Annotated in this window: 12 protein-coding genes; 9 read left to right on the forward strand and 3 right to left on the reverse strand. The window is 71.0% G+C overall.

Going from position 1 to position 14,514, the window contains the following annotated elements:
• The coding region (locus tag FNH04_RS47900) for a DUF4190 domain-containing protein (protein WP_228031631.1) at positions 1-552 on the forward strand (552 nt) is incomplete at its 5' end.
• Positions 553-559: 7 nt separating this feature from the next.
• Here the strand turns inward: FNH04_RS47900 and FNH04_RS26615 are convergent.
• Entirely contained in the window at positions 560-1,162 is a 603-nt protein-coding gene (locus tag FNH04_RS26615) for an NADAR family protein (protein ID WP_194236826.1), read from the reverse strand.
• Positions 1,163-1,382: 220 nt separating this feature from the next.
• Here FNH04_RS26615 and FNH04_RS26620 point away from each other — a divergent pair, with 220 nt between their 5' ends.
• From FNH04_RS26620 to FNH04_RS26645, 6 genes are read left to right on the forward strand one after another with little or no spacing between them, the layout of a single operon-like run.
• Positions 1,383-2,924, forward strand: coding sequence for a gamma-aminobutyraldehyde dehydrogenase (locus FNH04_RS26620; protein WP_152788334.1), 1,542 nt, complete (start codon positions 1,383-1,385; stop codon positions 2,922-2,924).
• A 44-nt stretch (positions 2,925-2,968) separates the two neighbouring features.
• On the forward strand, positions 2,969-4,216 hold the full coding sequence (locus FNH04_RS26625) for a polyamine ABC transporter substrate-binding protein (protein ID WP_152788335.1): 1,248 nt from the start codon (positions 2,969-2,971) through the stop codon (positions 4,214-4,216).
• Positions 4,217-4,221: 5 nt separating this feature from the next.
• The gene (locus tag FNH04_RS26630) at positions 4,222-5,379 is read left to right on the forward strand and encodes an ABC transporter ATP-binding protein (RefSeq protein WP_152788336.1); all 1,158 of its coding nucleotides are present in this window, start codon (positions 4,222-4,224) and stop codon (positions 5,377-5,379) included.
• The gene (locus tag FNH04_RS26635; RefSeq protein WP_152788337.1) at positions 5,379-6,308 is read left to right on the forward strand and encodes an ABC transporter permease; all 930 of its coding nucleotides are present in this window, start codon (positions 5,379-5,381) and stop codon (positions 6,306-6,308) included. The genes FNH04_RS26630 and FNH04_RS26635 overlap by 1 nt, the downstream gene beginning before the upstream one ends.
• The gene (locus tag FNH04_RS26640) at positions 6,308-7,111 is read left to right on the forward strand and encodes an ABC transporter permease (protein ID WP_152788338.1); all 804 of its coding nucleotides are present in this window, start codon (positions 6,308-6,310) and stop codon (positions 7,109-7,111) included. The genes FNH04_RS26635 and FNH04_RS26640 overlap by 1 nt, the downstream gene beginning before the upstream one ends.
• 30 nt (positions 7,112-7,141) lie before the next feature.
• A complete protein-coding gene (locus FNH04_RS26645) occupies positions 7,142-8,569 on the forward strand; it encodes an NAD(P)/FAD-dependent oxidoreductase (protein ID WP_152788339.1) in 1,428 nt (475 codons plus the stop codon).
• 65 nt (positions 8,570-8,634) lie between these two features.
• Here the strand turns inward: FNH04_RS26645 and FNH04_RS49090 are convergent, their stop codons facing one another.
• Positions 8,635-9,147 carry a phosphatase PAP2 family protein gene (locus FNH04_RS49090; protein WP_322723934.1) on the reverse strand — a complete coding sequence of 171 codons (513 nt, stop codon included), beginning with the start codon at positions 9,145-9,147 and terminating at the stop codon, positions 8,635-8,637.
• Positions 9,148-9,615: 468 nt separating this feature from the next.
• Entirely contained in the window at positions 9,616-10,950 is a 1,335-nt protein-coding gene (gene gabT, locus FNH04_RS26655; protein ID WP_152788341.1) for a 4-aminobutyrate--2-oxoglutarate transaminase, read from the reverse strand.
• 283 nt (positions 10,951-11,233) lie between these two features.
• On the opposite strand from gabT, the gene FNH04_RS26660 reads away from it, so the two are divergent.
• Complete coding sequence (locus FNH04_RS26660) at positions 11,234-13,357, forward strand: ATP-binding protein (protein ID WP_152788342.1); 2,124 nt, start codon at positions 11,234-11,236, stop codon at positions 13,355-13,357.
• A gap of 92 nt (positions 13,358-13,449) precedes the next feature.
• Positions 13,450-14,514, forward strand: a 1,065-nt coding sequence (locus FNH04_RS26665) for a PucR family transcriptional regulator ligand-binding domain-containing protein (RefSeq protein WP_194236827.1), incomplete at its 3' end; no start/stop codon positions are given.

Here is a 14,514-nt window from a genome sequence, read left to right on the forward strand (position 1 = left end):
GGCCGGGGCGAGCCCGTCCCTCCGCCGCCCATCAGCCCCGACGGCCCGGGCCAGGTGCCGTACGGATACCCCCAGTACCCGGGCTACGTGGGTCACCCGGGCCACCCGGGCCACGGGAACCAGTTCGCCCCGTACCCCCGGACCTCGTACCCCCACGCTCTTTACCAGGGCGCCGCGGGTTACGGCTGGCCCGGGATGCCGCCCGAGCCGAGCAACGGCATGGGGATCGCCTCGCTCTCCCTCGGGATCATCGGGGCGGTCCTGTTCTGTCTGTGGCCGCTGGCCATCGTGCTGGGGGCGCTCGCCCTGATCTTCGGCGTCATCGGTCACGGCAAGGCACGCCGGGGCGAGGCGACGAACCCGGGGCAGGCCCTGGCCGGGATGATCTGCGGGGCGGTCGGCATCGCGCTGGGGCTGCTCGCGCTCCTCTACTTCGTGGTGCTCCCCGAGGGTGGCGGGGGCGCGGACAACGATGCCCCCTTCGGCGACGGCCACTCCACCTCACTGGTCGTGCCTCACACGGCGCACGACCCCCGGCCAGGGCACGACTAGGCCACGACTAGGCCCTGTCCGACGGCTCAGGCTCGGGGTGGGACAGGCCCTGGGCCGCCCGCGCGAGGCGCTCCCGCGCCTCCATCAGCGCGAACCCCAGCAGGTTCGGTCCGCGCCAGCGCTCGGGGTCACCGGCGCGCTCGTCGTCGGCGGCCAGCCCGATACCCCACACCCGGTCCACCGGGCTGGCCTCCACCAGCACCCGGTTGCCCGTGCCCAGCAGGAACCCCTGAAGGTCGGCGTGCGCGGCGAACTTGTGGACGCTGCCCTCGACGACGATCCCGAACCGCTCCCGCTCCCATGTGGAGTCGTCGAAGCCGCGCACCAGCCGTCCGGCCTTCTTCGCGAGCGCGGGACTCGTGGCCGTGACGGCCTTCTTCTCCGCCTCCGCGTCGCCGAACAGCCGGGCCTTCGACGCCATCATCCAGTGCTCCGCCGTCGCGTACTCGACGCCGTCCACCGTGAACGGCGACGGCCACCACTGGCTCAGACAGCTCGCACCCACCCGGCCGTCGGGCCGCGGCCGGTGACCCCAGAAGTGGAGGTACGTGACCCTTGTCCCCGCGTGGACCTCCCTGATCAGGGCGTCCCAAGAATCGATTTTTCCCATGCCGACGAGTCTGGCACGCACCACTGACAGTGCCGCCCGGGTTTTCCCCGGCCCCGCGGGCCCGCCCGTTCTCGTTCGGCAGCCGCTCGACAGATTCCGTCGCGTAACCAAAAGGCAACAACGGAATCACTTGTTGGTATGGGGTTGCTCTGTCAGGATCGGCACTCAAATCGAGCCTGAGCTACGTCGGCCCGAAGCGGGGGACACGGAGGAGAGCCACATGCACAACCCGGGTACCGCCACCCCGGACCGATTCCCGGCCCGGGACCGCTTCCCGGACGGCGCGCAGTACATCGCGGGCCGCCCGGCCACGGGCACCTCCGGCCGTACGTACGCGGTCGTCGACCCGGCCACCGGCGACGAGGTGTACACGTACGAGCCGGCCGGCACACGGGACGTGGACGCCGCCGTCGCCGCCGCGCGCGAGGCGTTCCCCGGCTGGGCCGCCGCCACCCCCGGTGAGCGCTCCGACGCCCTGAACCGCTTCGCCGCCGTACTCGCCGACCGGGCCGAGGAGTTCGCCCGGGCCGAGTCGCTCCAGTGCGGCAAGCCGCTGAAGCTGACGCGGGAGTTCGACGTGCCGGGCACGATCGACAACACCGCCTTCTTCGCCGGTGCCGCCCGGCAGCTGCAGGGGCAGTCCGCCGGCGAGTACTCCGGCGACCACACCTCGTACGTACGCCGTGAACCCATCGGTGTGGTCGGCTCCATCGCCCCCTGGAACTACCCGCTCCAGATGGCCGCCTGGAAGATCCTCCCGGCGATCGCCGCGGGCAACACGATCGTCCTGAAGCCCTCCGAGCTCACCCCGCTGACCTCGCTCCTCTTCGCGCAGGCCGCCACGGACGCCGGGATCCCGGACGGGGTCGTCAACATCGTCACCGGAACCGGCGAAGAGGCCGGTCAGCACCTTGTCGCGCACCCGGACGTGGCCATGACCTCGTTCACCGGGTCCACTGCCGTCGGCAGAAGGGTCGCGGAGATCGCCACCGCCACCGTCAAGCGGATCCATCTGGAGCTCGGCGGCAAGGCACCCTTCGTCGTCTTCGACGACGCGGACCTGGAGGCGGCCGTCCACGGTGCCGTCGCGGGCGCGCTCATCAACACCGGGCAGGACTGCACGGCCGCCACGCGCGCGTACGTGCAAAGGCCCCTCTACGAGGAGTTCGTCGAGCGGACGGCCGCCCTCATGGAGAGCGTCCGCCTCGGTGACCCCTTCGCGCCGGGTACCGACCTCGGCCCGCTGATCTCGCACGTCCAGCGCGACCGGGTGGCGGGCTTCGTCGACCGGGCGCGTGCCTACGCGCGCGTGGTGACCGGGGGACAGGCACCCGGTGGGGAGTTGGAGAAGGGCGCGTACTACCGGCCCACGCTCATCGCCGACGCGCCCCAGGGCAGCGAGGCCGTCCAGTCCGAGATCTTCGGGCCGGTCCTCGTGGCCCTGCCCTTCGACGGCGACGACGAGGGTCTCCGGCTCGCCAACGACACCCCGTACGGGCTCGCCGCCTCCGCCTGGACCCGTGACGTCTACCGGGCGAATCGTGCCACCCGCGAGATCCGTGCCGGCTGCGTATGGATCAACGACCACATCCCGATCATCAGCGAGATGCCCCACGGCGGGTACCAGGCATCCGGCTTCGGCAAGGACATGTCCTCGTATTCGTTCGAGGAATACACGCAGATCAAGCATGTCATGTTCGACAACACGGCGGTGGCCCGCAAGGACTGGCACCGCACCGTCTTCGGGGACCGACAGCTGTAGCAGGCCGCCGACCACGGCCACACCTCCGGAAGGGCACCACGCGCATGGAGCAGTACGAGCCCGAACGCCTCTCCCCGGCCCAGCTGGCCGCGATGCGGCGCAGCTTCCGCAGCGGCAGGGCCGCCCTGACCCGCCGTTCGCTGCTGCGCGCCTCCGCGGGCGGCGCGCTCGCGCTCGGCGGCGCCGGCGCGCTGAGCGCCTGCGGGATCCCGGCGGCGGGCAAGAGCCAGGGCGGCGTCTCCGCGGAGGACCACTCGGCAGAGGAGAAGGTGGTCGACTTCTCCAACTGGACCGAGTACATGGACGTCGACGAGAGCGAGAAGCACCACCCCACGCTCGACGCCTTCACCAAGCGGACCGGCGTCAAGGTCAAGTACACCGAGGACATCAACGACAACAACGAGTTCTTCGGCAAGATCAAACCGCAGCTCGCCGCGGGCCAGGACACCGGACGCGACCTCATCGTCCTCACCGACTGGCTGGCGGGCCGTCTCATCCGCCTCGGATGGGTGCAGAAACTGGACCCGGCCAACCTGCCGCACGCGTACGCCAACCTGTCCGCCCAGTTCCGCAGCCCCGACTGGGACCCGGGCCGCGCCTACTCGTACCCCTGGCAGGGCATCTCGACCGTCATCGCGTTCAACAGGAAGGCCCTCGACGGCGTCGAGGTGACCTCGGTCTCCGACATGCTCGACAACCCCAAACTGAAGGGGCGTGTCGGCTTCCTCACCGAGATGCGCGACACCGTCGGCATGACCCTGCTCGACATGGGCAAGGACCCCGCCTCGTTCACCGACGACGACTACGACGCGGCGATCGCCCGCCTCCAGAAGGGCGTCGACAACGGTCAGATCCGCCGCTTCACCGGCAACGACTACACGTCGGACCTGACCAAGGGCGACCTCGCGGCCTGTATCGCCTGGGCAGGTGACGTCGTCCAGCTGAAGGCGGACAGCCCGGACGTCGACTTCGTCATCCCGGACAGCGGCTACATGACGTCCACGGACAACATGCTCATCCCCAACAAGGCACGTCACAAGACGAACGCCGAGCGGCTGATGGACTACTACTACGAGCCGAAGCCAGCCGCCGAACTCGCCGCCTACATCAACTACGTCTGCCCCGTCGACGGGGTGAAGGCGGAGCTGGAGAAGATCGACAGGGACGCGGCGAACAACCCGCTGATCATCCCCGACCGGGCCATGGCCGCCAAGTCCCGTTCCTTCCGCCTGCTGAGCGGCAAGGAAGAGACGGCGTACGAAGAGAAGTTCGCGAAGCTGACTGGGGCGTGACGACGATGAAGACGACGACAGACACCGGCGGCGATGTCCGCCTCTCCGGGATCGGCAAGACGTACGGCTCCTTCACCGCCGTCCACCCGCTCGACCTGACCGTGCCCCAGGGTTCCTTCTTCGCTCTCCTCGGGGCCTCCGGCTGCGGCAAGACCACGACCCTGCGCATGATCGCGGGCCTGGAGGAGCCCACTTCGGGGACCGTGTCGCTGGGGGAGCAGGACGTGACCCGTCTGCCGCCCCACAAACGGCCCGTGAACACCGTCTTCCAGTCGTACGCGCTCTTCCCGCACCTCGACATCTTCGAGAACGTCGCCTTCGGGCTGCGCAGACGCGGCATCAGGTCCGTGAAGAAGCAGGTCGAGGAGATGCTGGAGCTCGTCCAGCTCGGCGAGCAGGCCCGTAAGAAGCCCCACCAGCTCTCCGGCGGCCAGCAACAGCGCGTCGCCGTCGCCCGCGCGCTGATCAACCACCCCAAGGTGCTCCTCCTCGACGAGCCCCTCGGCGCCCTCGACCTCAAACTGCGCCGCCAGATGCAGCTCGAACTCAAGCGCATCCAGACGGAGGTCGGCATCACCTTCATCCATGTCACGCACGACCAGGAGGAGGCCATGACGATGGCCGACACGGTCGCCGTGATGAACGCCGGCCGGGTCGAACAGCTCGGCCCGCCCACCGACCTGTACGAGAACCCGAGAACCACGTTCGTCGCCAACTTCCTCGGCACCTCGAACCTCATCGAGGCCGAGGTCGACTCCCGGGGCGGCGGCGACATCGTCGTCAAGGCCGGCGACTGCAAGCTCACCCTCCCCGAGGCCCGCTGCCCGGCACCCGTGACGGCCGGCGGCAGGCTCCTGGTCGGTGTGCGCCCCGAGAAGATCTCCCTCGTGCACGCCGACGACGCGGGCGGGATACCGGCCGGGCGCAACCGCGTCACCGGGAGGATCGCCGGCAGCAGCTTCATCGGCGTCTCCACCCAGTACGTGATCGACAGCCCGGTCTGCCCGGAGCTGGAGGTGTACGCGCAGAACGTCGACCGGGACGCCCGACTGGCCCCCGGCGCCGAGGTGGTCCTGCACTGGAGCCCGGCCCACACCTTCGGCCTGGACGCCGCCCAGGACATCGACGCGGGCGTCCAGGACATCGGGGAGGAGGCCGCCTGATGGCCGCAGTCACCGAGGCGCCACCGCCTCTCGCGCCCGCCACGCCCGAGCAGAAGCCCCCGCCCGGACGCGGCCGCCTCGTCCCGTACTGGCTGCTCCTGCCCGGCATCCTGTGGCTGCTGGTCTTCTTCGTGATGCCGATGGTCTACCAGGCCTCCACGTCCGTGCAGACGGGCTCCCTGGAGGAGGGCTACCAGGTCACCTGGCACTTCGCGACCTACTGGGACGCCCTGTCCGAGTACTGGCCGCAGTTCCTGCGCTCGGTGCTGTACGCGGGCTCCGCGACCGTGCTGTGCCTGCTGCTGGGCTATCCGCTGGCGTACCTGATCGCGTTCCGGGCGGGCCGCTGGCGCAACCTGATCCTGATCCTGGTGATCGCGCCGTTCTTCACCAGCTTCCTGATCCGTACGCTCGCCTGGAAGACGATCCTCGCGGACGGCGGCCCGGTCGTCGGCGCCCTCAACACGCTGCACGTCCTCGACGTCACCAGCTGGCTCGGCATCACCGCAGGGGACCGCGTCCTCGCCACCCCGCTGGCGGTGATCTGCGGACTGACGTACAACTTCCTGCCGTTCATGATCCTGCCGCTCTACACCTCCCTGGAACGCATCGACGGGCGGCTGCACGAGGCGGCGGGCGACCTGTACGCGACACCGTTCACGACGTTCCGCAAGGTCACCTTCCCGCTGTCCATGCCCGGTGTCGTCTCCGGCACGCTGCTCACCTTCATCCCGGCGAGCGGCGACTACGTGAACGCCGATCTGCTCGGCTCCACAGACACCCGCATGGTCGGCAACGTCATCCAGACGCAGTTCCTGCGGATCCTCGACTATCCGACGGCCGCGGCTCTCTCCTTCATCCTCATGGCCGCGATCCTCATCATGGTCACGCTCTACATCCGCAAGTCCGGGACGGAGGATCTCGTCTGATGGCCTTCCTACGCCGGCTCAGGAGCCGTCTCGTCGTCATCGCGGGTCTGCTGACGCTCGGATATCTGCTCCTGCCGAACGTCGTCGTCACGGTGTTCTCCTTCAACGATCCGAAGGGCCGCTTCAACTACACCTGGCAGAAGTTCTCGACGGACGCCTGGACCGATCCCTGCGGGGTCGCCGACCTCTGCGGCTCCCTCTCGATCAGCCTGCAGATCGCGGCCTGGGCGACGCTCGGGGCCACGGTCCTCGGCACGATGATCGCCTTCGCGCTGGTGCGTTACCGCTTCCGGGCGCGAGGGGCCGTCAACTCGCTGATCTTCCTGCCGATGGCGATGCCCGAGGTCGTGATGGCCGCGTCCCTGCTGACCCTGTTCCTCAACCTGGGCGCGCAGCTGGGCTTCTGGACGATCCTGATCGCCCACATCATGTTCTGCCTCAGCTTCGTCGTGGTCGCCGTCAAGGCGCGCGTGATGTCGATGGATCCGCGGCTGGAGGAAGCGGCACGGGACCTGTACGCCGGTCCGGTGCAGACCTTCGTCCGGGTGACCCTCCCGATCGCGGCCCCTGGAATCGCCGCGGGCGCGTTGCTCGCCTTCGCGCTCTCCTTCGACGACTTCATCATCACCAATTTCAACGCGGGCGCGCTCGTCACCTTCCCCATGTTCGTCTGGGGTTCGGCACAGCGCGGAACACCCGTACAGATCAATGTCATAGGAACGGCCATGTTCGTCGTCGCCGTCCTGTGCGTACTGGCCGGAATGGCCGTCGGGAATCGCCGCAAGAGACAAAAAGCGGCGTAAAAGTCATTTCATTCGTGGGGAGTTGACATCATGGCCCCAAGCGCCATGACCCTTGCACATCGCTGGACGAAATCCCTCTCCGAGGCCCAGCCGGTCCCGTACTGGCTGGACGACCCCGGCAGACCCCGCCCCGAGCCCGCGCTCACCGGTGCGGAGACCTGCGATCTGCTGGTAGTCGGCGGCGGCTACAGCGGACTGTGGACCGCGCTCCTCGCGAAGGAGCGCGACCCGCGGCGGGACGTCGTGCTGGTGGAGGGCCGGGAGACGGGCTGGGCCGCCTCGGGCCGCAACGGCGGCTTCTGCGCCGCCTCCCTCACCCACGGCCTGGCCAACGGCCTCGCCCGCTGGCCCGACGAGATCCACGGACTGCAGGAGCTGGGCGCCCGCAACCTCGACGCGATCGAGGCCGCGGTCGCCCGCTACTCCCTCGACTGCGACTTCGAGCGCACCGGCGAGATCGATGTCGCCACCGAGCCCCACCAGGCCGCGGCACTGCGCGCCTGGCACGAGGAGACGGAGCGGCGCGGCCTCGCGGACGGCACCGAGTTCCTGGACACCGAAGCCGTACGGGAACAGGTCCACTCGCCGACCTTCCTGGCCGGCCTCCACGACCGCCGGGGCGTGGCCATGCTCCACCCCGCCAAGCTCGCGTGGGGCCTCAAGCGGGCCTGCCTCGGACTCGGCGTCCGCGTCCACGAGCACACCCCGGCGCTGACCCTCAAGCCGTACGGCGGCGGCATGGCCGTCCGCACCCCGTACGGCACGGTCCGCGCCCGCCAGGTCGCCCTCGGCACGAACGTCTTTCCCAGCCTCGTCCGGCGTGTCCGCGCGTACACCGTGCCCGTCTACGACTACGCCCTGATGACCGAGCCGCTCACCCCCGGGCAACTGGCCTCCATCGGCTGGCGGAACCGGCAGGGCCTCGGCGACAGCGCCAACCAGTTCCACTACTTCCGGCTCTCCGCCGACAACCGCGTCCTGTGGGGCGGGTACGACGCCGTCTACCCGTACGGCGGCCGGGTGCGCGCCGAGTACGACGACCGGCCGGAGACCTACGCCAAGCTCGCAGGGCACTTCTTCACCTGCTTCCCGCAGCTGGAGGGCGTCCGCTTCACCCACGCGTGGGGCGGAGCCATCGACACCTGCTCACGCTTCTCGGCCTTCTTCGGTACGGCGCACCAGGGCCGGGTCGCGTACGCGGCGGGCTTCACGGGCCTGGGCGTGGGCGCGACCCGGTTCGGCGCGGACGTGATGCTGGACCTGCTCGCGGGGGAGCGCACGGAGCGGACGGAACTGGAGATGGTCCGCAGGAAGCCGCTGCCCTTCCCGCCCGAACCGTTCGCCTGGACCGGGATCGCACTCACCAAGTGGTCACTGGCCCGGGCGGACGCGCGCGGCGGGCGGCGCAACCTGTGGCTGAGGACAATGGACCGGCTGGGGCTGGGCTTCGACAGCTGACCGTCAGCACCGTCGTCGGGCAGGTGACCGCCGGCGGCGGCGGTGACCGTCGTCGGGCGTGACCGTCAGCGGCGGCGGAGGAACAGCCACAGCGCGAAGAGCAGCATCGCGCACAGGCACCAGCTGGCCACCACGTCCAGGGGCCAGTGGTAGCCCATCCGGATCAGCCCGGCGGGGACCGCGAGGTTCAGCACGACGCACACGAGGGCGATCGGTCCGCGTACGCGCGGACCCCGCAGCCAGGGCCACAGGACCAGGAGCGCGCCCCCGTACGCGACACAGGCGGTCGCCGTGTGGCCCGAGGGGTACCAGCCGGTGCCCGGGCCCATGATCGGTGGGCCCGGGCGGTCGATCAGCTCCTTCAGGGGGATGACCAGCGCCGGCACGAGGAGCATCAGGACGCCCGCCGCCACCGAGGGCACCCACCAGCGGTCCCTGCCGGCCCGGCGGGCCCGGACGGCGACATGGAGCAGCACCACGGTCATGACCGGTACGGCGACCGTGACATTGCCGAGGTCGGCGAGGAAGTCCGCGAAACCGTGCCGGTCGACGAGGGCGTCGCTGAGGCGTTCGTCCACGCGGGCGAGGGGCCCGCGGACGACGACCTGCCAGGTGATCAGTGCGAGCAGGAGGGCCGGAAGACCCAGGAAACAGAAGAGGAGGAGGAAGGTCGGCGACCCCGGAACAGGGGGGGAAGTTCCGGGGCCGCCGTCCGGATCGGTGTGCCGCGCGCCCCGGGGGGTTTGGGGCGAGCGGCCATCCGATCGGTGAGGAGATTCGGAGCCGGAAGCTCCGGGTGTGTGCGCGAGGGCACGACCAGGGCGAAGCTGGGGAGGCCCCGTCCCGGTGTCACCCACAGTCCCCTGTGGGCGGGGTGTATCTCTCATCTGCTGGAGAACCTACGCCAGGAGAAACAGCCGCGACAGCCGGAATCATGGCCTCACAGCTACCTTGCACATGTTCTTCACGCCCTCTGACTGTTGTCGCCCCGTACCCGGAATCCGGGCGGCATTCAGGGACGACAATAAAAAGAGGGCTTTTCGCACTCAGATCCGAGTGAACGCCTGCTCGAGGATGTCGAGGCCCTCGGTCAGGAGGTCCTCGCCGATGACCAGCGGGGGCAGGAAGCGCAGCACGTTGCCGTACGTGCCACAGGTCAGGACCAGCAGGCCCTCCTGGTGGCAGGCCTTCGCGAGCGCGGCGGTCGTCTCCGGGGCCGGCTCCTTGGTGGTGCGGTCCTTGACCAGCTCGATCGCGATCATGGCGCCCCGGCCGCGTACGTCGCCGATGACGTCGAACTTCTCGGCCATGGCGGTCAGCCGGGCCTTCATCGTCGCCTCGATCGCCTTCGCCCGGGCGTTGAGGTCGAGCTCCTTCATCGTCTCGATCGAGCCCAGCGCACCCGCGCAGGCCACCGGGTTGCCCCCGTACGTGCCGCCGAGGCCGCCCGCGTGCGCGGCGTCCATGATCTCGGCGCGTCCCGTCACCGCGGCGAGCGGCAGACCGCCCGCGATGCCCTTGGCCGTGGTGATCAGGTCGGGGACGACGCCCTCGTCCTCGCACGCGAACCACTGACCCGTACGGCAGAACCCGGACTGGATCTCGTCCGCGACGAACACGATGCCGTGGTCGGAGGCGAACTTCCTGAGGGCCGGCAGGAAGCCCTTCGCCGGCTCGATGAAGCCGCCCTCGCCGAGGACCGGCTCGATGACGATCGCGGCCACGTTCTCCGGGCCGATCTGCTTGGCGATCTGGTCGACGGCCTGCGCGGCGGCCTCCGGGCCCGCGTTCGCGGGGCCGGTCGGCCAGCGGTAGCCGTAGGCGAGCGGCACGCGGTACACCTCGGGCGCGAACGGGCCGAAGCCGTGCTTGTACGGCATGTTCTTCGAGGTCAGTGCCATGGTGAGGTTCGTCCGGCCGTGGTAGCCGTGGTCGAAGACGACGACCGCCTGGCGCCCGGTGTAGGAGCGCGCGACCTTGACGGCGTTCTCCACGGCCTCGGCGCCGCTGTTGAACAGGGCGGACTTCTTGGCGTGGTCGCCCGGAGTGAGCTCGGCCAGCGCCTCGGCGACGGCGACGTAGCCCTCGTACGGCGTGACCATGAAACAGGTGTGGGTGAAGTCCTGGAGCTGCTCGGTGGCCCGGCGTACGACGGCCTCGGCGGAGGCGCCGACGCTCGTCACCGCGATACCGGAGCCGAAGTCGATGAACCGGTTGCCGTCGACGTCCTCGACGATCCCGCCGCCCGCGCGCGCCGCGAACACGGGCAGCACCGAACCCACGCCCCGCGCGACCGACGCGGCACGACGGGCCTGCAACTCCTGCGACTTCGGACCGGGGACGGCGGTGACGACACGGCGCTCCTGCGGAAGTGCGGTCATGAGGACTCCCTGTGATCTTGCGTACGGCGGGCCGGGGGATCGGGCCGGCGAACGGGGGTGCTTTTCGGACGCTTGCCTTCTTTCCTCGCAGGCTAGGTCCGGGACGCAGGGGCGGGCATGCTCCATGTGGGCGTTGTCGAGGTGTCAGGTTGTCCGCGGTGGACATGGCGGTGCGACGGGGCAGGCGTGGGCCTCCGGCCGCGTAAACGGTGAACTGCCCTTCCGGGGGCGTTAGATTGACTCGCTGATGGTGGACGGAGCGGCTGGTCAGGGGGCAAGGGCGATGGACAGCGACGGGACGCAGGACGCGCGGGGTACGCATGCGAACCCTGTGCCGCGCCCGGCGGGGCCGCCGGACCGCTCCGCGGTGCCGCCGATGCCCTCGGTGGCGCCCGGGGTGCCTCCGCTGCCGGACGGCTCGGCGTTCCTGGCGTGGGTGCGGGCGCCCCGGCCGGAGGCGGCGCCGGGGGTGTGGCGGTTCGGGCACCGGCCGCGGCCGGACGAGGAGCCGGAGGAGATTCCCGCGCGGCAGCTGCTGAGCGGGGCGCTGATCGCGTTTCTGGTGGGGTGGCTGCTGTGGTCGTTGTTGCAGAACGGGTACCTCGGCAGCTGGTGGATACTGCCGCTCCAGCTCCTCGCCCCCGATTCCTGGCTGTACAGCGACAGCCGGATCGGCAACGCCCTCCTCTACAACGGCTACACCTTCCTCATCGCCCTGGCGATCATGGTCGGAGTCGGCAGGCTCGGCCGCTGGGGTGAGGTGTGGCGCCGCTTCGTCGCCCCCCGCTTCCGTCGGCAGCAGCCCCAGGAGGCGGTCCCCGAACCGCAGGACGACCCCGCCCAGTGGAACCAGCTGCGCGCCGCCGGAGCCGCCGACGCCGCCGAGCGGCTCGCCGCCGAGGCCCGCGCCGGGCACATGCGGGACGTCGACCACGCCCGGATCCTGCGTGCCTGGCAGGGCGTCCGCAGTGGCCGGCACAGCCTCGCCACGTTCAGCTCGGCCGTCCTCGAGGAGGGTGCCGCCGCCTGTCTCCACCCCTCCGGCGCACGTGACCTTCCGGGGCGGCTCGCCCAGCACGATCTGGCCACCGGACAGGTACGGCTGGGGACCACCGTGGACGACTCCCGCAATCCGTACGCCTACCGCGGGGCCGGCCTCGCCCTCGGTCCCGACCTGCTCGGCACCTCGCTCGTCGCCGTCGGCCCGGCCGGCTCCGGCAAGACCGGCTCCGTCGTCCGGCCCATCGCCGAGTCGCTGTGCCTGCACGCGCTCGCCGGGCGGGCCGCGGTCGTCGTGGTCGGTGCCGCGGGTGCCGGGCTCGGGCCCGCGGACGCGTACGACGTCGTCGTACGCGTCGGGAACCCCGAATCCGTGTACGACCTCGACCTGTACGGCGGCACCGCCGACCCCGACGAGGCGGCCGCCGTGCTCGCCGAGGCGCTGGTCGGGGACCTGGCCGACCCGCACCCGGGAGGCGACAGCCGCCGCTCCACCACGGTGCTCGCCCAGCTCCTCGGGCCGTACCGGGCCGTCCACGGGCGTTTCCCGTCCGTCCCCGAGCTGCGGCAGCTGCTGGACGGCGCGCCCGGACCGCTGGGCGCGCTGCGCAAGGCGCTTCAGGACGCGGGACAGGAGGCCCTGATCCGCGAACTCGACGCGCGAGAACGGCAGCTGGGCCACCCCGGCGATGTGGGGACCGTCCTCGCGGACCGGGTGGCGCTGCTGGACCGGCCCGCCTTCGCCGGCTTCTTCGACACCTCCGGGCGGTCCCGGCCCTTCTCCCTGAAAGCGCTCGACCACCCCGTGCGGGTGCGCGTCGACCTGCCCGAGCGCGGGCACGCGGACGCCTCGCGGATCCTGGCCCGGCTGGTGCTCGCGCAGTTCACCGCGAGCACGGCGGTCAGGGAGGACAGGTCGCTGTTCGCCTGCCTCGTCCTCGACGACGCCACGGGCGTGGTGACCCCCGAGGCCGTACGCGGGATCCAGCGGCTGCGGTCCGCCCACGCCGGGGTCGTCCTGACCCTGCGCACCCTCGACGACGTGCCCCGGCCGCTGCGCGGGCCACTGCTCGGGGCGACCGGGTGCCGGATGGCGCTGTCCGGGCTCACCCCCTGGGACGGGCAGGACTTCGCCGAGGTGTGGGGCAAGGAGTGGATCGAGGCCCGGGACGTCACCGACCGGCAGATCATCGCGGAGACACCGGCCGGGAAGGCCCTCCACATGCTGCGGCGCGTGATCACCGGGCACGCGCCGACCGCACGGGCCGTCACCGTGCGGCAGGTCGAGCGGGAGCGGTGGTCCGCCTCCGAACTGGCCCACGGGGTGCCACCGGGGCACGCGGTGCTGTCGCTGACGAATGTGAAGGGGGAGCACGCGCCTCCGCTGCTGGTGAACCTACGGCGCTGACCTGCGCAACTGGACATCGGGCAACCGGGTGACCATACGATCGGGTGGAATCGGCATAGGCTGTTCATACATCTCGTCCAGTTGAAGGCCACATGCCCCCCACGCTCGCCTCACTCGTCCACCACTCCGCGCTCAAGCTGACCGTGCGCGCCGGCGCGGACCGGCTGGACGTACCCGTCCGCTGGGCGCACGTGAGCGAACTCGCCGACCCCGTTCCGTACATGGAGGGCGGGGAGCTGCTGCTGACCACCGCGCTCAAGCTGGACGCGGAGGACCCCGAGGCGATGCGGCGGTATGTGAAGCGGCTGGTGCGGGCGGGGGTCGTCGGGCTGGGGTTCGGCGTCGGGGTGAACTACGACGAGGTGCCCGAGGCGCTCGTCGACGCGGCGGGGCGGGAGGAACTGCCGCTCCTCGAGGTGCCGCGGCGCACACCGTTCCTGGCCATCAGCAAGGCGGTCTCCGCCGCCATCGCCGCCGACCAGTACCGGGCCGTGACGGCCGGGTTCGCGGCCCAGCGGGAACTCACCAGGCATGCGATGAACGCCGGGCCCGAGGGGCTGCTCGCCGCGCTCGCCGGACAGGTCGACGGGTGGGCCGCCCTGTACGACGCCTCCGGTGCCGTGGTGGCGACCGCCCCCGAGTGGGCGGGGCGGCGGGCCGCGCGGATCACGGCGGACGTCGAGAGGCTGCGGGAGCGGTCGGCGCCCGCGAGCGCGGTGGTCGTCGGTGAGGGCGGGGAGGGCCCTGGTGGCAGTGGCGACCGGATCGAGTTGCACACCCTCGGCACCGGGCGGCGGTCGCGGGCCGCACTGGCCGTGGGGACGGCGGCGGCGCTGGGGACCGCCGAGCGGTACGCCGTGCACTCGGCCATAGCACTGCTGACGCTGACGACGGAGCGGTCCCTGTCGTTGCACGTGGCGGAGCAGCGGATCGGGACGGCCGTCCTGCGCATGCTGCTGGCCGGGGAGCCGGATCATGCCCGGGCCGTGGCGGGGGATCTGTACGGGGATCTGCTGGACGCGCCGTTCCGGCTGATGCTGGCGGAGTCGTCGCCGGTGTCGAAGCCGTTCGGGGGCGACGCCTCCCTGGTGGCGGTGAAGCCGGTGCCGGCCGGCGCGGACGGTGATCCGCTCGGGCAGCTGGCCGAGGTCGTGGAG

Origin of the sequence: Streptomyces phyllanthi, assembly GCF_009377205.1 — a bacterium.
Classification (GTDB): Bacteria; Actinomycetota; Actinomycetes; order Streptomycetales; family Streptomycetaceae; genus Streptomyces; species Streptomyces phyllanthi.

What these genes read in the sequence shown, in the direction of transcription:
- FNH04_RS26615 (WP_194236826.1), bottom strand. Translation starts at nt 1,162, where the DNA reads ATGGGAAAAATCGATTCTTGGGACGCCCTGATCAGGGAGGTCCACGCG.
- FNH04_RS26620 (WP_152788334.1), top strand. Translation starts at nt 1,383, where the DNA reads ATGCACAACCCGGGTACCGCCACCCCGGACCGATTCCCGGCCCGGGAC.
- FNH04_RS26625 (WP_152788335.1), top strand. Translation starts at nt 2,969, where the DNA reads ATGGAGCAGTACGAGCCCGAACGCCTCTCCCCGGCCCAGCTGGCCGCG.
- FNH04_RS26630 (WP_152788336.1), top strand. Translation starts at nt 4,222, where the DNA reads ATGAAGACGACGACAGACACCGGCGGCGATGTCCGCCTCTCCGGGATC.
- FNH04_RS26635 (WP_152788337.1), top strand. Translation starts at nt 5,379, where the DNA reads ATGGCCGCAGTCACCGAGGCGCCACCGCCTCTCGCGCCCGCCACGCCC.
- FNH04_RS26640 (WP_152788338.1), top strand. Translation starts at nt 6,308, where the DNA reads ATGGCCTTCCTACGCCGGCTCAGGAGCCGTCTCGTCGTCATCGCGGGT.
- FNH04_RS26645 (WP_152788339.1), top strand. Translation starts at nt 7,142, where the DNA reads ATGGCCCCAAGCGCCATGACCCTTGCACATCGCTGGACGAAATCCCTC.
- gabT (WP_152788341.1), bottom strand. Translation starts at nt 10,950, where the DNA reads ATGACCGCACTTCCGCAGGAGCGCCGTGTCGTCACCGCCGTCCCCGGT.
- FNH04_RS26660 (WP_152788342.1), top strand. Translation starts at nt 11,234, where the DNA reads ATGGACAGCGACGGGACGCAGGACGCGCGGGGTACGCATGCGAACCCT.